Below are 20,837 nucleotides of genomic sequence, written 5' to 3'. Positions count from 1 at the left end.
GCTGGGACCATGGCCGCTCCCTCTCCGTGCTCGTGCGTCCTGTGGGACATGGACGGCACGATCGTGGATGCCTCGGAGGGCATCCTGCGCCGGCTGGGCCTGGCGATGCAGCACTTCGGGCATCCCGAGGTGACCCGAGCCGAGCTCGTGCACTGGATCGGCCCGCCCATGTTCGAGTCGTTCCAGACGCAGCTGGGGATGAGCCCGGGCGAGGCCGCCGACGCACTCGTCTTCTACCGCACCCTCTCGCAGCAGGACGGCCACACGACCGGGGCGAGGCTGTTCCCAGGCATCGCCGAGCTGCTGCACGACGTGCACACGGCGGGGATCCCGCAGGCGATCGCCAGCTCGAAGCCCGAGGTGCAGGTGCTGGCCCTGCTCGATCACTTCGACCTCACTCCGTACTTCACCGCCATCGTGGGTGCCGCAGCCGATGAGAGCACCCGCAGCTCGAAGTCAGAGGTCGTGGGCGAGGCGCTGCGGCGACTCGCAGCCGGCGGTGCACCGACCGACCGCCCCGTGCTCGTCGGCGACCGGCACCATGACGTCGAGGGCGGCGCCGAACACGGCGTGCCCGTGGTGTTCGTGCGGTGGGGCTTCAGCTGGCCGCACGAGTCCGAGGGTGCCCAGGCATCCGTCGACGACGTCGCCGGGCTGCGCGCGCTGATCCTTCCGGAAGCGACTGATGCCTGAAGAGCTCGCTGCGGTACTGGGCTGGGTGATCCCGGCGGTGGTGGTGTTCGGAGTCGCGGCCATCGCGATCGCCGCCCTGATCTGGGGGCTGCGGCGCGCCGCCCGCGGGCCCAGGGCGCTGGCCGCCGCCGAGGCGCGGCGCGACACCGCCGGTGCGAAGCTCGTCGCCCTCGACGACGCCGTCGCCGAGCTCGACCTCGAGGTGGGTCTGTCGGGCGCGCTCTACGGCGGCGACGCACCGCCGTCGCTACGCCGCGCGCGCATGTCGGCGCAGCACACCCGCGACGCGCTGTTCGAGGAGTACCGCGCCCTGCTCTCCGGCGCCGACGGCTCCGAGCCGCTGCCGCACGAGGTCAGTCGCGCATCCGACCGTATCTCGGCGACGGCCGACAAGGCGATCGCCCTCACCGCCGCCGCACGCGGCGAGCACGTCGCCTGGATGCGCACCCACGTGTCGGTCGCCGACCAGATCGCTGCCGCTCAGCGGCGCCTGGACGATCTGCGCGCAGCGATGGGCGACCCGACGGCGCTGGTCGCCGACCTGTCGGCCCGCTTCGCCGAAGAAGAGTGGACGGATGCTGCGCACAGCGCCGATACCGCGATCGCCGAGACCGAGCGCGCGCAGCGTGTGCTGGCCACCGCCGCCGTGCAGGCCGACGACCCCACGGCCTCGGCGCTGTCGACCCTGGCCGAGGGCGAGCGCGCGCTGCGCACCGCGCAGGAGGCGGCCCGCGCGCTCGAGGAGTCGCACCGGCTCGTCACGCAGGCGGCGCAGGCCGTGCCCGACGAGCTCGATGCGGCACGGTCAGCGATGCGCCAGGCGATGGTCACGCGCGAGGGCCTCGAGCCGGTCGACAGCGACCGGCTCGGCACCGCGATCGCCGAGGCCGAGCGATCGCTCGCCGCGCTGCGGCCGCAGGCACCCATCCGCCCGACCTGGACGGTCGACCAGGTCGCGCACCTGCGCGACCGGCTCGACCTCGCACTGGGAGACGCACGCACCGCGCAGCAGCGGCTGCGCGGTGCCCGCAGCGCCCTGCCCGGCACCCTCGCGGCGGCGCGCGGCGCGGTCGCCCGGGCCGAGGCATCCGCCGCACACACACATCCCTCCGCCGACGCCCGCGTGCGCCTGGTCGCCGCCGAACGCGAGCTCGCCGCAGCCCGACAGGCGAGCGACCCGGTCGAGGCGTTGGATGCCGCGCGGCGCGCGATGCGACACGCGGAGGACGCGCAGGCGCTCGCCGATTACGACACACTGAGGGGCGGGAGGAAGTCATGACCGATACCACCGAGGCCGAGGCCGCATCCGTTCCACGTCGCGCGCACCCCGTGGGGCGGTTCCTTGCCCGCATCCCGGGCACGCTCGCGCTCATCGTGGTGATCCTGGCCGTCGGCGTCATCGGCCGCGGGCTGTGGGAGCCGTACGTGAACAGCGCCGGCTGGGGCACGTTCGCCTACGGGCTGCCGGCGCTCGACGAGGGTCGCTGGTGGACGCCGGTCACCGGCACGTTCCTGGTCGACCAGCCGTGGGTGTACATCACGTCGTTCATCGCCCTGTGGGGTGTTGCGGTGCTCGAGTACATGCGCGGCTGGAAGGTTGCGATGTCGTACTTCTGGATCGGCCAGCTGTTCGCCGTGCTCGGCGCCGCACTGCTGTTCTGGGTGCTCAGCTACACCGACTGGCAGTGGGCGATCAACGGCGCCGCCCAGCTCGACGTCGGCTTCAGCGGAGGTGCGTTCGCGTGCATGGCCGCCGCGATCGGGCACTTCCGGGCGCCGTGGCGCGCCCGCGCCTGGATGGTGTTGCTGGCGTACGTCATCGTCGCGCTGCTGTTCTGGGGCGACATCGCGGAGCTCGAGCACGCGCTGGCCGTCTTCCTGGTGCTGGGCGTCGACCGTTCGCTCAAGGTGCGCAAGGCCACGGTGCGCGAGCAGCGATTCATCGCATTCATCGCCATCATCATGCTGGGCGTGATCCAGATCGTGGTGCTGCTGGTGCCGACCGACGGACTGTTCGGCGAGACCGCGCCGGGCGAGGGCACCTGGTGGGACATCGCGATCGACATCGTGGTGATCATCGCGATCGCCGAGGGTCTGCGCCGCGCCCGCCGCTGGGCATGGGTGATCGCCGTCGCCCTGGGTGCGTACAACATCCTCACCGGCGGTCTGCTGCTTGCCGTGCTGTCGGTGATCGACTGGCGGGAGAACCAGATCGACATCTCGGGGGATCCGTCGCTGCTGCTGGCCACATCGACGCTGTGGCTGTTCATGCTCGTGTATCTCATGCGGGTGCGCCGCGCGTTCCGGTGGAAGCGCAAGGGCACGCTCGGGCTGGAACCGGTGCCCACCGTCGACGAGGTGAAGGAGCTGCTGCGCGCCCACGGCGGCGACACCCTGTCGTGGATGACGACCTGGGCGCCGAACACCTACGCACGCACGTCGACGGGCATCGTCGCGTACCAGCGTCGTGCCGGTGTCGCCCTCGCCCTGGCCGATCCGATCGGCCCGGAGGAGGGCCGGGAGCAGTCGGTGCGCGAGTTCATCGACATGGCGATGCACGCGGGGCTCACCCCGGCGTTCTTCAGTGCGAACGACGCGACGAGGGATGCTGCGCCCGATTCGTGGAACGACCTGATCGTCGCCGACGACACCATCGTCGATCTGCCCGGTCTCGAGTTCGCCGGGAAGCGATGGGCGACGGTGCGCACGTCGCTGAACCGCGCCGGCCGCGAGGAGATGACCTTCCGCATGACGCACCTCAAGAAGGAGTCGTGGGGCATCCAGGCGCAGGTGCGTGCCATCTCGGAGATGTGGGTCGGCGATAAGGGACTTCCCGAGATGGGCTTCACGCTGGGCACCCTCACCGAGGCGGAGGATCCCGAGGTGCGACTGGCGCTGGCGGTCTCGCCGAGCGGCGACGTGGACGGGTTCCTGTCGTGGCTGCCCGTCTACGGCGGCGACGGCGCGGTGCGCGGGTGGACGCTCGACCTCATGCGCCGCCGGGACGGCGGCTTCGGTCCGGTGATGGAGTTCCTGATCGGCAGCTCGGCGGCACACTTCCGCGACGAAGGAGCCGAGATCGTGTCACTGTCGGGTGCGCCGCTCACCCACGACTACCCCAAGGATGCAGGCGGTCTGGCCCAGCTCAGCGAGAGCCTGGCCGACATGCTCGAGCCGGTGTACGGGTTCCAGTCGCTGCACCGCTTCAAGGAGAAGTTCAATCCCCGCTACGAGACGATGCATCTCGTGTTCCGGGATGAGGCCGACCTGGCTCGCATCGGCATGGGGCTCACCCGGGCATTCCTGCCCGACGCGTCGCTCGCTCAGCTGGCGGGCGCCGGTATCGGGCTCATGCGCGGATCCGGCGACGACGACCGGTAGCGGGAACGCCTCTTGGGCCCACCGGCCTGGTGGGCTCAAGAGGCGTTCGAGATCAGCTCAGAGGGGGCGGATGTTCGCCGCCTGCAGGCCCTTGGGGCCCTCGGCGGTCTCAAACTCGACGCGCTGGTTCTCCTCGAGCGAGCGGTAGCCGCTCGCATCGATTGCAGTGTAGTGCGCGAAGACGTCGGCGCCGCCGTCGTCAGGAGCGATGAAGCCGAAGCCCTTCTCCGAGTTGAACCACTTGACAGTGCCGGTAGTGCTCATTCCATGCCGTTCGTAGGTGCGGTCCTCAAGAGGCCCGCAGGGGGTCGAATCCCTCCACGTTAGTGGCACGAGGTGTCCCCCGGCGAAACTCCGCGCAGATGGTGACACAAATGTGAGAAACGGGTCTCAAGCCCATTCGACGCCCGGGCGGGGCTTTCGCCACACGGCCCGGGCGTCGACGGATCCCCCCGGATAGGCCACGCGAAGCGCGGCGTTGCAACTTTATCCGATGTGTCGGCATTGCGGGAGTACGAGAGAGGTCGCGCGCGGTGGCGAGTCGGTAGACTGCCGGAGGAGAGTCGGGAAGCCTGGTCGACGTTGCACGCATCAAACCCATCGGAGACCCCTGTGACCTCACCCGGCCCCACCCCGCCCGCGACGGCGCGAGGCCTGTTCCCCCGGCTCGGAAGCTACGCCGAAGCTCTCCGCATCGGTACGCTGCTGCGCAAGGAGACCGTCGGCGGCGCCCTGCTCGTGCTGATGGCGGCCATCGGCATCCTGTGGGCGAACTCGCCCTGGGCAGACTCGTACTTCGCGCTGCGTGACTTCGAGATCGGCTATGAGCCGTGGCATCTGCGACTGAGTCTCGGCGCCTGGGCGGCCGACGGCCTGTTGGCGATCTTCTTCTTTCTCGTCGGCCTCGAGCTCAAGCGCGAGTTCGTCGCCGGAGACCTGCGCCGCTTCAGCACAGCCATCGTTCCCGTCACCGCCGCGGTCGGCGGTGTGATCGTGCCGGCGCTGCTCTATGTCGCCATCGTTGCGCCGGCACCAGGACTGATGCGCGGCTGGGCGATCCCCACCGCGACGGACATCGCCTTTGCGGTGGCCGTGCTCGCGCTCATCGGCTCGCATCTGCCCGCACCGCTTCGCCTCTTCCTATTGACGCTCGCAGTCGTGGACGACCTCATCGCGATCAGCATCATCGCGATCTTCTACACCGCCGCGATCAACCTGATCCCACTGCTGCTCGGCCTGCTGACGATCGCCGTGTACGCGGTGCTCGCCCAGCGGTACCGGCAGTTCTTCCACCTCAGGTCCTCGGCCGCCTGGCTGATCCTGCTGCCCATCGGCGTCGTGGCCTGGGCGTTCATCCACGCGTCCGGCATCCACGCGACCATCGCCGGGGTACTGCTCGGATTCACCATCCCGGTGCTGCACCGTCGCCGAGACAACATCGCCGACACCGCCCCCGGTCTGGCCGAGGAGTTCGAGCATCGGTTCCGTCCGCTGTCGGCCGGGATCGCGGTCCCGGTGTTCGCCTTCTTCTCGGCGGGCGTCGCCATCGGCGGCACCGAGGGCTTCGTCTCCGCCCTCGCCGATCCGGTGACCATCGGCATCGTCGTCGCACTCGTTGCAGGAAAACCCCTCGGCATCGTCGCGGCGACGTGGCTGACCACGCGCACGCGCGGCATCCGGCTCGATCCCGCCCTGCGTTGGATCGATATCACCGGTGTGGGCCTGCTCGCCGGCATCGGCTTCACGGTGTCGCTCCTGGTGACGGAACTGAGCTTCTCCGCATCCGATCCGCCCCGCGATCATGCCAAGGTGGCCATCCTGCTCGCGTCGGTTCTCGCCGCAGCGATCGCGTCGATCCTCCTGATCAGCAGGAACCGCGGCTACCGCAAGATCGCACAGAGCCACGCGGTCGACACCAACCGCGACGGCATCCCGGACGTCTATCAGCACCGGCCCGAGTGAGGCCGGCTGACCGAGATGGCCCCTGACCTGGAAGACTAAATCCCGGGTCAGGGGCCATTTCATTCGCGTGCGCGAGGGGGGACTTGAACCCCCACGCCCTTGCGGGCACTGGCACCTGAAGCCAGCGCGTCTACCAATTCCGCCACTCGCGCGAGGCGCGTCGGACGCGCACTCAACCTCCCGAGAATATCACGCTCCACCTCGTGGTCCTGCACGCCAGGTTCGCAGTTTCGCGCGAAGCCCGCAGCATCCCTCGCCTTTTCTGCGAACTTCGTGCCAGACTGCGAAGCCGACGACCGGCGACCCGAAGCACCCGTTCTCCACAGGACACTCAGCCGGTGCAATTAGCATGTGCGTATCGATCGGCCTGCCTGAGGAGCCTCGTGGGACTACTTGACAGCTTCGAGAAGGGACTCGAACGCGCGGTGAACAGCGCGTTCGCGAAGACCTTCCGCAGCGGCATCCAGCCCGTCGAGATCGCTTCGGCGCTGCGCCGGGAACTCGACACCAAGGCGGCGGTCGTCAGCCGCGACCGCATCCTCGCCCCGAATGCGCTGACCGTGCGGCTGTCGCCGGCCGACGACGAGAAGATGCGCACGATCGGGCCGGCGCTCGGCGAAGAGCTCGACACGCTCGTGCAGACGCACGCCACGTCGCAGGGCTACAGCTTCGCCGGGCCGGTGACCATCGCGCTGCAGCCCGACGACCGCGTGGCCACGGGCACGATCCAGGTCGACTCGCAGACCGCCTCGGGCGGGCAGGTGTCGTGGCGGCCGGTCGTCGAGATCGCCGGCCACCGGCATCCCCTCGTGAAGTCCCGCACCGTGATCGGCCGCGGCAGCGACGCCGACATCACCATCGCCGACGCCGGCACGAGCCGCAAGCACGTCGAGATCCTGTGGGACGGCGAGCGCGGCATGGTGCGCGACCTCGGGTCGACGAACGGCTCGACCATCGACGGGCGCCGGTTCTCGGAGGCCCCGCTGACGCCCGACAGCGTCGTGCGCATCGGACGCACCGACATCGTGTTCCGCGTCGTGCCGCAGGCGGCCCGGCAGCCCGCACGCCAGCCCGCCGCCAACGCCACCCGCGTCTTCGATCTGCTCGAGAAGGGTGACGTGACGTGAGCGAGCTCACCCTGCTGCTGCTGCGCATCGGGTTCCTGCTGCTGCTGTGGTGCTTCGTGTTCGCCGTCGTCTACTCGTTGCGCGCCGACCTGTTCGGGGTGCGCGTGCGCAAGATGCCGGTGGCGGCCGCCGCCGGCACCCATCCGACCGGCACGCCGTTGCCCGATGCCGCCCCCGCACCCCGCACCCCGGCGGGCATCACGAAGGCGACCACCGACACGGCCGACCGCATCGTCGTGACCTCGGGACCGAAGGCGGGCATGGAACTGCCGCTGGGCACCGAGCCGCTGACCATCGGCCGCTCGAGCGAGTCGGGACTGGTCATCCGCGACGACTACACGTCGACCCAGCATGCGCGGTTGATGCTGTGGGGACAGCAGTGGATGCTGGAGGACCTCGATTCCACGAACGGCACCTGGCATGACGGCCAGCGCGTCTCCACCCCCGTGCCCGTGCTCGTCGGCGCCCCGATCAAGGTCGGGGCCACGACCTTCGAGCTGCGGAAGTAAGGCGGCATGGTCTTCGAAGGCTCGAGCGCCGCGATCTCGCACACCGGCAAGGTCCGCTCGAACAATCAGGACTCCGGGTACGCGGGCTCGAACCTCTTCGTCGTCGCCGACGGCATGGGCGGCCACGCCGGCGGCGACGTCGCCTCGAGCATCGCGATCAGCCGCATCGAAACCCTCGACCGCCACTTCGCGAGCACCGACGACGCCGAGCGGTCCCTGCAGGAGGCGATCGCCGACGCGGCCGCCGACCTCGTCGACATGGTCGCCCGCCGGCCCGAGCTGGCCGGCATGGGAACGACGGTGTCGGCGCTGCTCATGGTCGACGACTACGCGGTCATCGCGCACATCGGCGATTCGCGCATCTATCTGTACCGGGACGACGCGCTGACGCAGATCACCGCCGACCACACGTTCGTGCAGCGCCTGGTCGACTCGGGTCGCATCACGCCGGAGGAGGCGCGGTACCACCCCCGGCGCTCCGTGCTGATGCGGGTGCTCGGCGACATGGACACCGATCCCGAGGTCGACACGTTCGTCATGCCCACGCAGCCGGGTGACCGGTGGCTGCTGTGCTCCGACGGCCTGTCGGGGGTGGTCGACGATCCGCACACGTCGAAGGCGCTCGGACTCGGCCTGGCGCCGGCGCGCACCGCCGACAACCTGCTGAAGCAGGCGCTGGATGCCGGTGCCCCCGACAACGTCACGATCGTCATCGTCGACGTGGGGGGGCAGCATCCACTGCTCACCGGCACGCCCACGATCGTCGGCTCGGCGTCGAATCCCGAGGGCGTCGCCGTGCCGGCCGCCCGCCCGGGGCGCACGAGCTGGCTGCACCCGGCACGGCAGGCGGCGAACGAGCCGAGCCACTACGAGCCCGCGGCCGAGTTCCTCGAAGAGCTCATCGAAGAGGACCGCCGCCGCGCACGACGGCGCCGCGTCACATGGATCGCCGGGTTCGTCGTGGTCATCGCGATGCTCATCGGCGGCCTCGTCATCGCCTACAACTGGACGCAGACGCGCTTCTTCGTCGGCGCCGATCACGACACCGTTGTGGTGTTCCGCGGCATCCAGCAGGGCATCGGCCCGATCCCGCTGTCGAGCGTCTACGAAGACACCGGCATCCCGCTCGACGACCTCACGTACTTCCAACAGCTGTCGGTGCAGGAGACCATCTCGGCGGGGTCGCTGAAAGAGGCGCGCGAGATCGTCGATCGCCTGCGCCCGGCGGACGGGGGTGACGGATGACTGCTCCCGAGCTGACCGCCGACACCGCTGTGGTGCGGGCCCTGAAGAAGATCCGGGTGCCGCAGACGCAGCGCAACCGCGAGCTCGCCCTGCTGATCTTCGCGCTCGTCATCAACGCGTGCGCGGTCGCCCTCGTGCAGCTGGGCGCGACCGGCGTCATCGACGCGAAGTTCCTGGTCTATTGCGGCGGCCCTGCGGCTCTGACGGTCGCCCTGCACATCGTGCTGCGGCTCACGGCCCGCGCGGCTGACCCGTTCGTGCTGCCGATCGCGACGCTGCTGACCGGGCTGGGCATCGCGATGATCTATCGGCTCGACATCGCCGAGCGCTACCACGGCTGGGCCGCCGACTCGACGCGGCAGCTGGCATGGTCGCTGATCGCGCTGGTCGGCGCGATCGCCGTGGTGCTGGTGCTGAAGAACTACCGGCTGCTGTTCCGGTACACGTACCTGTCGGGGCTGGCCGGCATCCTGCTGCTGATCCTGCCGGTCATCCCGGGCCTGGGCGCCGACGGCAACGCCGACATCTGGGTCGACTTCGGCATCTTCTCGTTCCAGCCCGGCGAGCTGGCCAAGATCTTCCTCGCGATCTTCTTCGCGGGCTATCTCGTGCGCACCCGCGAAAGCCTCACCTCGACGGGCACCCGATTCCTCGGCGTGACGTGGCCGCGCGTGCGCGAGTTCGCCCCGCTGCTGGTGGTCTGGCTCATCTCGCTGGGCATCATCGTGATGCAGCGCGACCTCGGCACAGGCGTGCTCATCTTCGGCATGTTCGTCGCGATGCTGTATGTGGCCACCGGCAAGACCGGGTGGGTGCTGATCGGCGTGATCCTCGCCGTGGCGGGGGCGTTCGCGGCATCCCGGCTGCTCCCGTACGTCGGCGAGCGCTTCACCAACTGGCTCGACGCGTTCAACCCGAACCTCATCGACAACACCAGCTATCAGCTGGTCAACGGCATCTTCGGCCTCGCCCAGGGCGGGCTGCTCGGCACCGGTCTCGGGCAGGGCCGCCCATACCTGACGCCGCTCGCGGCGAGCGACTACATCTTCCCCAGCCTCGGCGAGGAGCTGGGCCTGATCGGGGTGTTCGCGATGCTGTGCCTGTACATGGTGTTCACCAGCCGCGGCATCCGCATCGGCCTGGCCGGTCAGGACGACTTCGGCAAGCTGCTCGCGACGGGCCTGTCGTTCACGATCGCGCTGCAGGTGTTCATCATGGTCGGCGGCGTCACCCGGCTCATCCCGCTCACCGGCCTCACGACCCCGTTCCTGGCCGCGGGCGGCTCGTCGCTGGTGGCGAACTGGATCATCGTGGCACTGCTGCTGCGGATATCGGATGCGGTGCGCAGCCGCCCCCGGGTGGTGATCGGGTGACGAAAGAGCTCCGCCGCCTCAGCATCCTGATGCTGATCATGTTCCTGGCGCTGTTCGCCTCGACGAGCTGGATCCAGGTGGTGCAGGCCCCATCGCTCACGGCCAACCCCGAGAACCGAAGGGCGCTGTACGACAGCTACGAGGTGCAGCGCGGGGCGATCGTCGCGCAGGGCACGCCGATCGCCACCTCGGTGCCGACCAACGACCTGTACAGCTGGCAGCGCATGTACGTGGACGCCGACATGTGGGCCCCGGTCACCGGGTACATCAATCCGGTGCTGAACTCGGCCACCGGCATCGAGCAGGCGATGAACCAGCAGCTGTCCGGCACCGGCGGCTCGCAGTTCCTGGCGAGCCTCGACCGCATCCTCACGGGCAAGCCGCCGCGCGGGTCGAACATCGTGCTGAGCCTGGAGCCCGACATCCAGCGTGTCGCGTACGACGCGCTGGGCGACCTGCAGGGCGCGGTCATCGCCACCGAGCCGAGCACCGGGCGCGTGCTCGCCATGGTCACGAGCCCGAGCTTCGACACGAATCTGCTCGCCTCGCACGACTCCGCCGAGGTGAACGCGGCGTACGACGCGCTCGAGGCCGACCCGCGGCATCCGCTCTACAACCGCGCGATCGGCGGCGACCTCAACCCGCCCGCATCGACGTTCAAGCTCGTCGTCACCTCGGCCGCCTTCGCGTCCGGCGAGTGGACGCCCGAGTCGACGCTGCCCAACCCCATCCGCTACACGCTGCCGGGCACCTCGACCACGGTGCAGAACTCCGGGGGCAGCGACTGCGGGGGCGCCGAGACGGTCACGATCGCCGATGCGCTGCGGTTGAGCTGCAACATCCCCTTCGCCGAGCTCGCCGTCGAACTCGGCGACGATGCGATCCGCGAAGAGGCCGAGAAGTACGGGTTCAACCGTTCCTTCTCGATGCCGCTCGAGTCGACGCCGTCGACCTACCCGCGCGCGCTGTCGGACGACAAGACGGCCCTGACCGGGTTCGGTCAGGGCGATGTGCGCGCCACCCCGCTGCAGATGAACATGGTGTCTGCCGGCATCGCCAACGGCGGCCTCGTGATGGACCCGATGATGGTCGATCGGGTCGTCGGTCCCGACCTGTCGGTGCAGCGGACCTTCGAGCCCACCGAGTTCGGGCGGGCGCTGGACGAGGACCTCGCCGCTACGATGACGCGGCTCATGGTCGCCAATGTCAGTTCCGGCGTAGCGAGCAATGCAAGAATAGACGGCGTCGACGTTGCCGGGAAGACGGGCACCGCGGAGAACGGAAAGACCGACCCCTACACGCTGTGGTTCACCGGGTTCGCCCCCGCAGATGATCCTCAGGTTGCCGTCACCGTCGTCGTGGATGATGGCGGAGGACAGGGTCAGTCAGGATTCGGGAACACCATTGCGGCCCCGATCGCGAAGAAGGTCATGGAGGCGGTGCTGAACCGATGAGGCCAACACAGGGGATGTCTTTCGGCGGCCGGTACGAGCTGCAGTCACGCATCGCGATCGGCGGTATGGGCGAGGTCTGGGAGGCCACAGATCACGTCATCGGACGCACCGTGGCGATCAAGATCCTCAAGGACGAGTACATGGGCGACCCGGGCTTCCTCGAGCGCTTCCGCGCCGAGGCCCGGCACGCGGCGCTCGTCAACCACGAGGGCATCGCCAGCGTCTTCGACTACGGCGAGGAGAACGGGTCTGCCTTCCTCGTCATGGAGCTGGTGCCGGGCGAGGCGCTGTCGACCATCCTCGAGCGCGACGGGTCGCTGTCCAGCGACAAGACGCTCGACATCGTCGCCCAGACCTCCGCCGCCCTGCAGGCCGCGCACGTCGCGGGTCTCGTACACCGCGACATCAAGCCCGGCAACCTGCTGATCACGCCCGACGGCCGGGTGAAGATCACCGACTTCGGCATCGCGCGCATCGCCGATCAGGTGCCGCTCACGGCGACCGGCCAGGTCATGGGCACGGTGCAGTACCTGTCGCCCGAACAGGCATCCGGGCACCCGGCTTCCCCTGCCACCGACACCTACTCACTCGGCATCGTCGCGTACGAGTGCCTGGCCGGCAAGCGCCCCTTCACCGGCGAGTCGCAGGTGGCCATCGCCATGGCGCAGATCAACGAGCAGCCGCCGCCGCTGCCGCCGACCGTGGCCGTGCCGGTGCAGAACCTCGTGATGGCCATGATCGCCAAGAAGCCCGAGGACCGGCCGGGATCGGCCGCCACCGTGGCCCGCGCCGCCGCGGCGTTGCGCCGGGGAGACGTGGTCGCTGCCGCTGCCGCCGTGCCCGCCATCGCCACCGGAGGCGCTTCCGGCGACGACATGACACAGCTGGTCGGCACCGGGCTGGCGACCGACGCGGCCACGCGCATCATTCCGGCCGGCGCCGCGGGCGCCACCGCGACGGCCACCCTGGCCACGGCCGATGCCCCCGCCAAGCGCAAGCGCAGCGCATGGACGTGGCCGCTGATCGTGCTCATCGTGCTGCTGCTGCTCGTGCTCGGCGGCACGATCTGGGCGCTCGTCGCCAACAACGACGGCGGACCCGCGCCGACATCGAGCTCGGGCACACCCACGCCGACCAACACGACACCGACGCCGACACCGACACCGACCGAGGACCGCATCAACGTCGACGAGCTCGGCCTGATCGGCAAGACCTGCGACGCCGCGCGTCAAGTGCTCGACGACAACGACCTCGTCGCCTCGTGCGTCGAGGGCAACGCGGCCGAGTCCGCCGACCAGCAGGGCCTCATCTACGCCGTCGACCCGACCGGCCGCGTCCCGGAGGGCACCACGATCACCGTCACGACCTACAGCGCACCCGTCGCGATCGGCAAGCCGACGACGGCCCCGCGCATCACGGTCGGCGGCAACCCGGCCACCCAGGTCGAGGCGGGGTCGACGGTCAAGCTGAACTGGGAGTTCTTCAACTGCCCCTCCGGCACCGGGGTGCTCAGCGCCTACACGGTGGCAATCCGAGGAGCGGAGTTCGCCGCAGGCGGCACCGAGCGCAGCTTCGGCCCGACCGAGCGTCAGACCGACATCGTCGTGAACGGCGCCGTCGGATCGAACGTGAGTGCGACGTATACCGCCACCTGCGGCGGCAACAATTCGGGTTCCTCCCCGCCGATGGACGTGCCGATCATCGCGGCGGCCGAGGCAGGTGAGGACACCGAGCCCTGATCCGTTAAGCTGGCTGGGTTCCACCGCAGGGGAGTGTACGTGACGAGTGACACGCGTGTGCTGTCGGGCCGCTATCGCATCGATGAGCTGATCGGTCGTGGCGGCATGGCCACCGTGTACCGCGGATACGACCTCACGCTGGGCCGCCCTGTCGCGATCAAGGTGCTCAAGCCCGAACTCGCGCGCGACAGCACGTTCCGCACCCGGTTCCGCCTCGAGGCACAGGCGGCGTCGCGCATGTCCGATCCCAGCATCGTGCGCGTCTACGACGCGGGGGAGGACAGCGAACGGGATGCCGATGGCACGACGCATCCCGTTCCGTTCATCGTGATGGAGCTCGTCCATGGCGAGTTGCTGAAGGACGTCATCGCGGCCGGCCCGGTGCCCGTCACCGATGCGGTGCGCTATGTGGACGGCATCCTCGAGGCGCTGGCGTACTCGCATCGTGCGGGCGTCGTGCACCGCGACATCAAGCCGGGCAACGTCATGGTCACCTCGACGGGCCAGGTCAAGGTCATGGACTTCGGCATCGCCCGTGCCGTGTCGGACTCGTCGTCGACGGTGGCCGACACGACCGCGATCATCGGCACGGCGTCGTACTTCTCGCCCGAGCAGGCCAAGGGCGAGCCGGTGGATGCACGTGCCGACCTGTACTCGACCGGTGTGGTGCTCTACGAGCTGCTCACCGGACGCCCGCCGTTCCGGGGCGACACCCCGGTGGCCGTCGCGTACCAGCACGTCAGCGAGACGCCGCTGGCCCCGTCCGAGGTCAACTCCGACGTGCCGCGTGCACTCGACACAGTGGCGCTGCGAGCGCTGGCGAAGGATCCGTTCCAGCGCTATCAGGACGCCGCGCAGTTTCGCGAGGCACTGGATGCGACCGTCGACGGCCGCTCGCCGTCCAAGCGCGCCGTGGGCACGCTCACCAGCGAGCTGTACGGTCCCAACCCGCGCCAGGCGGCAGAGACCGCGCGCACGCTGCGCCAGCTGAGCACCGACACGACGATGAAGCGCACGCAATCGGGGCCGCCCGTCGCGTGGATCTGGACGAGCGTCGCGGTGCTCGCGGTGCTGATCCTGTCTGTGGTGTTCTTCGTTCTGTCGATCCAGCCCGACTCCGGGGTGCCATCGAGCTCGCGGGTCGTTCCCGACGTCTCGGGGATGAACTACGACGCCGCCAACCGGCTGCTGCAAAGCGAGGAGCTCGTGCCCTATCGCGTCGACCAGATCGACGGCACCGTGGAGGAGGGGCTGGTCATCCGCACCGATCCCGCCGCCGAAGAGACCGTCACACCGGGGCAGCAGATCACGGTCTACGTATCGACCGGAGCCGAGAAGGCGGCCGTGCCGCCGCTCGTGGGCGTCTCGCTCGAGGAGGCGACGACCGCCCTGACCGACGTGAAGCTGACGCTCGGCGTCGTCACCCAGCGCAACGACCCATCGCTGGCTGTGGGCGTGGTCATCTCATCCGACCCGGTCGAGGGGACCGAGCTCGTGCTGGACACTCCGGTGAACCTCGTGGTGGCCACCGGTCGTGTGCAGATTCTCGACTACACCGGGTTCACGCTCGACGCCGCCACGGCCGCGCTCGAAGGCAGCGAGTCGCAGCTGCAGGTCGAACGCGTCGACGACCCGTCGTGCCCGGCCACCGATCCGCTGACGGTGATCGCCCAGTCGATCCCGCCCGGCGAAGCGCCCGTGCACGCGACGGTGCAGCTCACGGTCTGCTCCGGGTAGTCGCGCCGCAGGCGCTCAGGGGTGCAGACCCACCGCTGCGGCGCGGGCCGCCGGCATCCCGGCCCCTGCGAGCCAGTTCGCCAGCAGCCGGTGCCCGCCCTCGGTGAGCACGCTCTCGGGGTGGAACTGCACGCCGAAGATGGGCAGATCGCGGTGCGCGATGCCCATGATGACCCCGCCAGAGGTACGACTGGTCACCGTGAGCTCATCGGGCAGGGTCTCGGGCACGATCGCCAGCGAGTGGTAGCGGCCCGCGGCGAACGGGGTGGGCAGCCCGGCGTACAGCGCCGACCCGTCGTGGTGCACGGCGGAGACCATGCCGTGCATGAGTTCGGGGGCGTGGTCGACGCGGGCGCCGAAGGCCGCGGCGATCACCTGGTGCCCCAGGCACACGCCGAGCAGCGGCATCCGCACCGCCGCGGCCGCGTGCACGACGTCGATCGATGCACCGGCGCCGGCGGGTTTGCCCGGCCCGGGGGAGATCATCACGGCGTCGACGCCGGCGAGGGATGCTGCAGCACCATGGAGCTCGTCGGCCTCGACCAGGTCTGCCGCCGCACCGAGTTCACGCAGATACCCGACGAGGGTGTGCACGAAGCTGTCGTGGTTGTCGACGACCAGCACCCTGGTCATTCGACAGTGACCTCCTGCGGGTTGACGAACTGGCTCACCCAGGGAAACCCGTACCAGAACAGCACGTACAGCAGCACCACCACCACGATGAGCACGATCAGCAGCCGCACCCACCACGGGCCGGGGAGCATCCGCCACAGTGCGCCGTACATCAGGCCTCCGTCACCGGGTCGAGCGACGTGGGCGCGCCGGCACCGCGCGGCTGGAACGAGTCGAACGAGCCATAGGCGATGATGCGCTCGACATTCGAGTAGCGGGGCGAGCAGCTGGTGAGGGTGATGAAGCGGTCGCCGGCCTCGGCACCCAACGCCTGCGGCACCGGCAGCAGCACCTCGACGGCGTCGGGCCGCACGTACTCAAGGGTGCGGAACCGGTAGGTATACCAGCCCTCCTGCGTCTCGAGCACGATGGCGTCGCCCACATGCAGGTCGGCGATGCGCGCGAACGGCGCACCGAACGTGGTGCGGTGTGCGGCGAGCGCGAAGTTGCCGACCTCACCGGGCAGCTGCGTGTCGACGTAGTGGCCGATCATGGCCTGGTCGAGGATGCTGCGCTTGTCGACACCGTCGGCCACCTTGACGGTGTAGTCGTCACCGAAGCGCGGCACGTACAGCAGCCCGAACACATCGCCCTCGGTCGGCGGTGCGATCGCTGCGGGATCGACGGGCTCTGCCGGGTCTGCCGGGTCTGCGGGGTCGGGGAGGATCGCGGCATCGTCGGCGAGGGCCCACTCCTCGGCCAGCTCGTGGCCCTCGGCGTTGGCCTGGGCGCCCATGATCCAGTCGCCCACCCACAGCTGCCACGCGGCGTACAGCAGCACGACGACCCCGACCGTGATGAGCAGTTCGCCGAGCACGCCGGTGACGCTCGCGCCCCGCCGCGGACGGCGGGCACGGGCGTCTGCAGTCATGGCCCCGGTCACAGAGCGAGTTTATCCCCTGAGACCTGGAAGGATGCGGCACGTCCGGTGACCTAGACTGGGGACCATGGCACGGTCACACAAGGGCGAGGAGCCCATCGTCGAGGGCGAGCGCGAAGACGCGCCCAACCCCGTCTGGTTCAAGCCCCTCATGGTCGGCTTCATGCTGCTGGGCCTCGCCTGGATCATCGTCTTCTACCTGAGCCTGCAGGCGTATCCCATCCCCGGTATCGGCGGGTGGAACCTCGCGATCGGCTTCGGCATCGCGTTCATCGGCTTCCTGATGACGACGCGGTGGCGCTGAATCCGAGCTCGAATTACACGCGTGTGATTCATCCCCAACTGGGGATGAATCTGTGGATAGACCAGCCCGTCGGGGCGCAACGCGGCGCAGGCGTCAGACGTAGAGCACCGCGGGGATGATCAGCAACGCGAGCAGCACGACGGCGACCGCGATCAGCAGCCACTGCTGCAGCCGCTGCTGACGAACTCCGCGCGTGCGGGCGAAGAGGAATCCGACGGCGGCGCCCACGATGAACCCACCGACGTGCGCCTCCCCCGAGATGCGGATCGCGGCGAGCGAGCCGCCGACGATGCCGAGAATGATCGGCAGCGCGAAGTTGATCGCGATGATGATCACGATGCCGGTGACGTTCGCACCGATGTGCCGGCCGATCACCAGCAGTGCGCCGAACAGGCCGAAGATCGCACCGGATGCCCCGACCACCCACACCCCCGGGGCGAGCAGTGCCACGGCGACCGAGCCGCCGAGCCCGCTCAGCAGGTACAGGGAGAGGAACCGCCACCGGCCGAGCAGCGGCTCGAGGCTGCGGCCGATCATGAACAGCGCGAGCATGTTCAGGCCCATATGCCAGAAGCTGCCGTGCACGAGCAGCACGGTGAACAGGCGCCACGGCTCGAATCCGACCTGGGGCATCACCAGCAGGCTGTTGAACGCCAGCAGCTGCTGCACCGGTGAGCCGGGGATCAGCTGCGTCAGGTATGCCACGGCGGTGATGCCCATGATCCAGAACGTGACAAGCGGTCTCGTGTCGCGCACGACCGAGAGCGTCGACCCCCGCGATCGGGCGGCTCGCGCCACACGCGGGGCCGCCCGCCGCTGCTCGCGCATGCACTCGGGGCAGATCACACCGACGGCGCCCTGCGTCTGGCACTCCCCGCAGATCGTGCGCCCGCAGCGCTGGCAGAGCGCGAAGCTCTGCCGATCGGGATGCCGGTAGCAGAAGTTGTCGGGATTCGACCTGAACGCGTCGGTCGTCATGCGCGGACTCGCCGTGCCGGGTCAGGCGTCGGCGATGTCGATCGACGAAAGGACGACGGGCTCGACGGGCCGGTCGCCGGCCGCCGTCGGCACTGCGCTGATCGCGTCGACGACGGCCCGCGAAGCGTCGTCGGCGACCTCACCGAAGATCGTGTGCTTGCCGGTGAGCCACGGGGTCGGGTCGGTGGTGATGAAGAACTGCGATCCGTTGGTGCCTTCCGGCTGGCCCGTGATGGCGTTGCGGCGCAGGCCCGCGTTGGCCATCGCCAGCAGGTAGGGGGCGCCGAACGACAGCTCGGGGTGGATCTCGTCGTTGAACGTGTAGCCGGGGCCGCCGGTGCCCTGACCGAGCGGGTCGCCGCCCTGGATCATGAAGCCGGGGATGATGCGGTGGAAGATCACATCCGTGTAGAGCGGACCCTCACCGGGCGCGCCCGTGGTGGGGTCGGTCCATTCACCGGTGCCGTCGGCGAGTCCGGTGAAATTGCGCACCGTCCGCGGTGCGTGATCTCCGAAGAGGTTGACGACGATGTCGCCGTGGTTGGTGTGCAGGGTCGCGACCGCGGTGGGAACTGGCATATGTACATTCTCGCAGAGTTCTGCGCAATCTCTTCCGGCACAGGCATGGTCTGGCAAGATGGGGACGTACGACATCCTCACGACAGGGAGGGGCCCCGTGAGCCTCAGCCGCAAGCGCAAGAAGGAACTCCGCAACCTGCAGAGCCAGGCGAACAAGCTCTGGGAGTCGCAGCAGGTACTGGTCGGTGAGGCCGGTTCGGTCGCCCGCGAAGCCGGACGCCAGCTGGGCAACTACAGCCGCGAGCACGTGGTGCCGACCGTGCAGTCGACGTACGGCCAGTACGCCGCCCCGTACGTCGACCGCGGCGTGAAGTTCTCGAAGAAGTTCGTGAACGACGGGATCATCCCGGCGACGGGTACCGTGGTCGGCTCGGCGCTATCGGTGTGGGATGCCGCAAACGAAGCCCGTGCCCGCCTGGCCGCCGGCCGCGGAATGAACATCGACTTCGCGCGCCTCCAGAAGAAGGCGGACAAGCGCGGCAAGGCTGTGTCGAAGAAGCTCTCCGCGCAGCTGCGCTCGGTGCAGCCCGAGAAGAAGGGGCTGGGCGCCGGCGGCGTCATCGCCATCATCCTCGGGGTGGGTGCCGCGATCGGCGTCCTCTACGCGGCGTGGCAGACGCTGCGCGCCGACGACGAGCTCTGGGTCGCCGACGACCCGCTGCGTGCGCCCGACGCGTGACCCCTTCCCTGCCCGAGACTGTCTCGCTCCCCGAGCCTGTCTACGGGCGCGTCGCGCGCGCGGCGGCGGCCCTCGGTCTCGAGATCGAGATGCGCGAGCGCCCCGCAGCGAAGAGCCTGCCCGAGGCCGCAGAGTTGCTGGGCGTCAGGCCGGCCGACATCGTCAAGACGCTCGTCGTCAAGCGCACCTCGACAAGCTCGGGGAGCGAGGGGGAGTTCCTGTTCGCGCTGGTACCCGGCGACCGGGCGATCTCGTGGCCGAAGCTGCGCGCCGTCGTCGGCGTCAACCGCCTGACGCTGCCCGACCCCGATGTCGCCCTCGCGGCAACCGGTTACGAACGCGGCACGATCGTTCCGCTCGGCAGCACGACCGCCTGGCCGGTGTACGCCGACGAGCACATCGTGGGCACCCGGATCGCGATGGGTGCGGGCGCGCACGGGTACAGCATGTTCGTCGATGCGGACGCCCTCATCGCCGCGCTCGGCGCGACGGTGGCCGACATCTCACAGGAGCTCACAGCATCCCGCTCATCGTGAGCGCGATGTCCACCAGCCGCACCCGCTGCAGTGGAGTTCGAGTACACCTTCACTTGTGGAGCCTAGGAGATTCGAACTCCTGACATCTTGCTTGCAAAGCAAGCGCTCTACCAACTGAGCTAAGGCCCCGTGTGGGCTTCCCGCAGAGGAAACCGGTGGGGCTACCAGGACTTGAACCTGGGACCTCTTCATTGTCAGGGTATCTCGTGGAATCTTGACGATTCCATCTGACCTGCTGACAAGTGATTTCGGTGCGCCGGGCGAACCCCTGTGTAAGAGGATAGCAGTTCGGGGCACACGCGGGGCACACGTCGCATGGACGCTCCAAGCTTTCACGATCTGCCCGACGAGTGGGCGGTGCCGCTGGCTACGGCACTCGTCAACGGCAGGTGCTCGCGCCCCGTCGAGACGGCGGGCGGGCTCCTCGTGCGGTGCGGATCGCGACGGGTGGCGGTGTGCCCTTCGTGTGCCGAGATGGTGCGCGGCGATTGGGCGGCAATCGCTCAAAGCGGCGGCTTCGATCCCCCAGCAGGCAAGCGGTTCAGGTTCTATCTGCTGACGCTGACCGCGCCGAGCTTCGGGCGAGTTCACTCGATCCCGCACGCTGCGAAAGAGTCGCGCCGCTGCCGCTGCGGTGCGCGACACACTGAGGCAGACGCGGCATTGTCGGGGGTGCCGGTCGATCCCGACGCCTACGACTACGCGGGCGCGGTGGCGTTCAACTACGGGTTCGGTCCGCTGTGGAACACCACGAAGACACGGCTTCGGGATGCGTGGGAGTCGTTGGCGTTCTTCGCGGTGCGGGAGTGGCAGGATCGCGGCGTGCTACACCTGCACGCGATCATCCGTATCGACGCTGCCGAGACAGGCCCGCCGTCAATGGTGGAGGCTCGGGCGAAGAGCACCACTGCCCGCAATCCGCTCGACGGTTCGGTGCTGCGGTGGGGTGCGCAATCGAAGTGCGACCCGCTCACCACGGACGGCGACGG

Annotated in this window: 21 protein-coding genes and 2 tRNA genes; 15 read left to right on the top strand and 8 right to left on the bottom strand. The window is 69.2% G+C overall.

The window, feature by feature from the left end; all coding sequences use genetic code 11:
- The first annotated feature begins 9 nt into the window (after window positions 1-9).
- The 3 genes from ACK5IN_RS00560 to ACK5IN_RS00550 are packed head-to-tail and all read left to right on the top strand — an operon-like array spanning window position 10 to window position 4,074.
- Window positions 10-693: an HAD hydrolase-like protein gene (locus ACK5IN_RS00560; RefSeq protein WP_416894286.1), complete on the top strand. Its 684-nt coding sequence runs from the start codon at window positions 10-12 to the stop codon at window positions 691-693.
- Entirely contained in the window at window positions 686-1,972 is a 1,287-nt protein-coding gene (locus ACK5IN_RS00555) for a hypothetical protein (RefSeq protein ID WP_416894285.1), read from the top strand. Before ACK5IN_RS00560 ends, ACK5IN_RS00555 begins: the two co-directional genes overlap by 8 nt.
- Window positions 1,969-4,074, top strand: a complete 2,106-nt coding sequence (locus tag ACK5IN_RS00550; protein ID WP_416894284.1) for a bifunctional lysylphosphatidylglycerol flippase/synthetase MprF — start codon at window positions 1,969-1,971, stop codon at window positions 4,072-4,074. The genes ACK5IN_RS00555 and ACK5IN_RS00550 overlap by 4 nt, the downstream gene beginning before the upstream one ends.
- 57 nt (window positions 4,075-4,131) lie before the next feature.
- On the opposite strand, the gene ACK5IN_RS00545 is transcribed toward ACK5IN_RS00550, so the two are convergent.
- A complete protein-coding gene (locus ACK5IN_RS00545) occupies window positions 4,132-4,338 on the bottom strand; it encodes a cold-shock protein (protein ID WP_416894283.1) in 207 nt (68 codons plus the stop codon).
- A gap of 348 nt (window positions 4,339-4,686) precedes the next feature.
- On the opposite strand from ACK5IN_RS00545, the gene nhaA reads away from it, so the two are divergent.
- On the top strand, window positions 4,687-6,036 hold the full coding sequence (gene nhaA / locus ACK5IN_RS00540; protein ID WP_416894282.1) for a Na+/H+ antiporter NhaA: 1,350 nt from the start codon (window positions 4,687-4,689) through the stop codon (window positions 6,034-6,036).
- Window positions 6,037-6,104: 68 nt separating this feature from the next.
- On the opposite strand, the gene ACK5IN_RS00535 is transcribed toward nhaA, so the two are convergent.
- Window positions 6,105-6,188 (bottom strand) — tRNA-Leu (locus tag ACK5IN_RS00535).
- Window positions 6,189-6,419: 231 nt separating this feature from the next.
- On the opposite strand from ACK5IN_RS00535, the gene ACK5IN_RS00530 reads away from it, so the two are divergent.
- The 7 genes from ACK5IN_RS00530 to pknB are packed head-to-tail and all read left to right on the top strand — an operon-like array spanning window position 6,420 to window position 15,220.
- Window positions 6,420-7,163 (top strand): FhaA domain-containing protein, encoded by a 744-nt coding sequence (locus ACK5IN_RS00530; protein WP_416894281.1) that lies wholly within the window; start codon window positions 6,420-6,422, stop codon window positions 7,161-7,163.
- Window positions 7,160-7,672 (top strand): FHA domain-containing protein, encoded by a 513-nt coding sequence (locus tag ACK5IN_RS00525; protein ID WP_416894280.1) that lies wholly within the window; start codon window positions 7,160-7,162, stop codon window positions 7,670-7,672. Before ACK5IN_RS00530 ends, ACK5IN_RS00525 begins: the two co-directional genes overlap by 4 nt.
- Before the next feature lie 6 nt (window positions 7,673-7,678).
- A complete protein-coding gene (locus ACK5IN_RS00520; protein ID WP_416894279.1) occupies window positions 7,679-8,917 on the top strand; it encodes a Stp1/IreP family PP2C-type Ser/Thr phosphatase in 1,239 nt (412 codons plus the stop codon).
- Window positions 8,914-10,290: an FtsW/RodA/SpoVE family cell cycle protein gene (locus tag ACK5IN_RS00515; RefSeq protein WP_416894278.1), complete on the top strand. Its 1,377-nt coding sequence runs from the start codon at window positions 8,914-8,916 to the stop codon at window positions 10,288-10,290. Before ACK5IN_RS00520 ends, ACK5IN_RS00515 begins: the two co-directional genes overlap by 4 nt.
- Window positions 10,287-11,744, top strand: a complete 1,458-nt coding sequence (locus tag ACK5IN_RS00510; RefSeq protein WP_416894277.1) for a peptidoglycan D,D-transpeptidase FtsI family protein — start codon at window positions 10,287-10,289, stop codon at window positions 11,742-11,744. Before ACK5IN_RS00515 ends, ACK5IN_RS00510 begins: the two co-directional genes overlap by 4 nt.
- Window positions 11,741-13,483 carry a serine/threonine protein kinase gene (locus tag ACK5IN_RS00505; RefSeq protein WP_416894276.1) on the top strand — a complete coding sequence of 581 codons (1,743 nt, stop codon included), beginning with the start codon at window positions 11,741-11,743 and terminating at the stop codon, window positions 13,481-13,483. The genes ACK5IN_RS00510 and ACK5IN_RS00505 overlap by 4 nt, the downstream gene beginning before the upstream one ends.
- 39 nt (window positions 13,484-13,522) lie before the next feature.
- A complete protein-coding gene (gene pknB, locus ACK5IN_RS00500) occupies window positions 13,523-15,220 on the top strand; it encodes a Stk1 family PASTA domain-containing Ser/Thr kinase (RefSeq protein WP_416894275.1) in 1,698 nt (565 codons plus the stop codon).
- 15 nt (window positions 15,221-15,235) lie between these two features.
- Here pknB and ACK5IN_RS00495 read toward each other — a convergent pair whose 3' ends face one another.
- The 3 genes from ACK5IN_RS00495 to ACK5IN_RS00485 are packed head-to-tail and all read right to left on the bottom strand — an operon-like array spanning window position 15,236 to window position 16,775.
- The gene (locus ACK5IN_RS00495) at window positions 15,236-15,853 is read right to left on the bottom strand and encodes an anthranilate synthase component II (RefSeq protein ID WP_416894274.1); all 618 of its coding nucleotides are present in this window, start codon (window positions 15,851-15,853) and stop codon (window positions 15,236-15,238) included.
- Window positions 15,850-16,005, bottom strand: coding sequence for a hypothetical protein (locus tag ACK5IN_RS00490; protein ID WP_416894273.1), 156 nt, complete (start codon window positions 16,003-16,005; stop codon window positions 15,850-15,852). Before ACK5IN_RS00490 ends, ACK5IN_RS00495 begins: the two co-directional genes overlap by 4 nt.
- Window positions 16,005-16,775: a class E sortase gene (locus ACK5IN_RS00485; RefSeq protein WP_416894272.1), complete on the bottom strand. Its 771-nt coding sequence runs from the start codon at window positions 16,773-16,775 to the stop codon at window positions 16,005-16,007. Before ACK5IN_RS00485 ends, ACK5IN_RS00490 begins: the two co-directional genes overlap by 1 nt.
- A 64-nt stretch (window positions 16,776-16,839) precedes the next feature.
- Here ACK5IN_RS00485 and ACK5IN_RS00480 point away from each other — a divergent pair, with 64 nt between their 5' ends.
- A complete protein-coding gene (locus ACK5IN_RS00480; protein WP_416894271.1) occupies window positions 16,840-17,076 on the top strand; it encodes a cell division protein CrgA in 237 nt (78 codons plus the stop codon).
- Window positions 17,077-17,169: 93 nt separating this feature from the next.
- Here the strand turns inward: ACK5IN_RS00480 and ACK5IN_RS00475 are convergent, their stop codons facing one another.
- A complete protein-coding gene (locus ACK5IN_RS00475) occupies window positions 17,170-18,054 on the bottom strand; it encodes a rhomboid family intramembrane serine protease (RefSeq protein WP_416894270.1) in 885 nt (294 codons plus the stop codon).
- Between the two features lie 21 nt (window positions 18,055-18,075).
- The gene (locus tag ACK5IN_RS00470) at window positions 18,076-18,633 is read right to left on the bottom strand and encodes a peptidylprolyl isomerase (RefSeq protein ID WP_416894269.1); all 558 of its coding nucleotides are present in this window, start codon (window positions 18,631-18,633) and stop codon (window positions 18,076-18,078) included.
- Between the two features lie 97 nt (window positions 18,634-18,730).
- Between ACK5IN_RS00470 and ACK5IN_RS00465 the strand changes: the two genes are divergently transcribed.
- Window positions 18,731-19,312 (top strand): DNA helicase, encoded by a 582-nt coding sequence (locus ACK5IN_RS00465; RefSeq protein WP_416894268.1) that lies wholly within the window; start codon window positions 18,731-18,733, stop codon window positions 19,310-19,312.
- Between the two features lie 89 nt (window positions 19,313-19,401).
- A complete protein-coding gene (locus ACK5IN_RS00460; protein WP_416894325.1) occupies window positions 19,402-19,848 on the top strand; it encodes an aminoacyl-tRNA deacylase in 447 nt (148 codons plus the stop codon).
- Window positions 19,849-19,904: 56 nt separating this feature from the next.
- Here the strand turns inward: ACK5IN_RS00460 and ACK5IN_RS00455 are convergent.
- Window positions 19,905-19,977, bottom strand: a tRNA-Ala gene (locus ACK5IN_RS00455).
- A 186-nt stretch (window positions 19,978-20,163) separates the two neighbouring features.
- Between ACK5IN_RS00455 and ACK5IN_RS00450 the strand changes: the two genes are divergently transcribed.
- Window positions 20,164-20,837 (top strand): replication initiator (locus tag ACK5IN_RS00450; RefSeq protein WP_416894267.1); only part of this gene is annotated, 674 nt, incomplete at its 3' end.

Origin of the sequence: Microbacterium sp., assembly GCF_047971895.1 — a bacterium.
Taxonomy (GTDB): domain Bacteria; phylum Actinomycetota; class Actinomycetes; order Actinomycetales; family Microbacteriaceae; genus Microbacterium.
Note: the sequence above shows the minus strand (reverse complement) of the source record. Positions and strands in the feature narration are given on the sequence as shown.

Bases quoted from the DNA above. Each gene is read 5' to 3' on its own strand.
- ACK5IN_RS00560 (WP_416894286.1), top strand. From the start codon at position 10: ATGGCCGCTCCCTCTCCGTGCTCGTGCGTCCTGTGGGACATGGACGGC.
- ACK5IN_RS00555 (WP_416894285.1), top strand. From the start codon at position 686: ATGCCTGAAGAGCTCGCTGCGGTACTGGGCTGGGTGATCCCGGCGGTG.
- ACK5IN_RS00550 (WP_416894284.1), top strand. From the start codon at position 1,969: ATGACCGATACCACCGAGGCCGAGGCCGCATCCGTTCCACGTCGCGCG.
- ACK5IN_RS00545 (WP_416894283.1), bottom strand. From the start codon at position 4,338: ATGAGCACTACCGGCACTGTCAAGTGGTTCAACTCGGAGAAGGGCTTC.
- ACK5IN_RS00520 (WP_416894279.1), top strand. From the start codon at position 7,679: ATGGTCTTCGAAGGCTCGAGCGCCGCGATCTCGCACACCGGCAAGGTC.
- ACK5IN_RS00515 (WP_416894278.1), top strand. From the start codon at position 8,914: ATGACTGCTCCCGAGCTGACCGCCGACACCGCTGTGGTGCGGGCCCTG.
- ACK5IN_RS00505 (WP_416894276.1), top strand. From the start codon at position 11,741: ATGAGGCCAACACAGGGGATGTCTTTCGGCGGCCGGTACGAGCTGCAG.
- ACK5IN_RS00495 (WP_416894274.1), bottom strand. From the start codon at position 15,853: ATGACCAGGGTGCTGGTCGTCGACAACCACGACAGCTTCGTGCACACC.
- ACK5IN_RS00490 (WP_416894273.1), bottom strand. From the start codon at position 16,005: ATGTACGGCGCACTGTGGCGGATGCTCCCCGGCCCGTGGTGGGTGCGG.
- ACK5IN_RS00480 (WP_416894271.1), top strand. From the start codon at position 16,840: ATGGCACGGTCACACAAGGGCGAGGAGCCCATCGTCGAGGGCGAGCGC.
- ACK5IN_RS00475 (WP_416894270.1), bottom strand. From the start codon at position 18,054: ATGACGACCGACGCGTTCAGGTCGAATCCCGACAACTTCTGCTACCGG.
- ACK5IN_RS00470 (WP_416894269.1), bottom strand. From the start codon at position 18,633: ATGCCAGTTCCCACCGCGGTCGCGACCCTGCACACCAACCACGGCGAC.
- ACK5IN_RS00460 (WP_416894325.1), top strand. From the start codon at position 19,402: ATGCGCGAGCGCCCCGCAGCGAAGAGCCTGCCCGAGGCCGCAGAGTTG.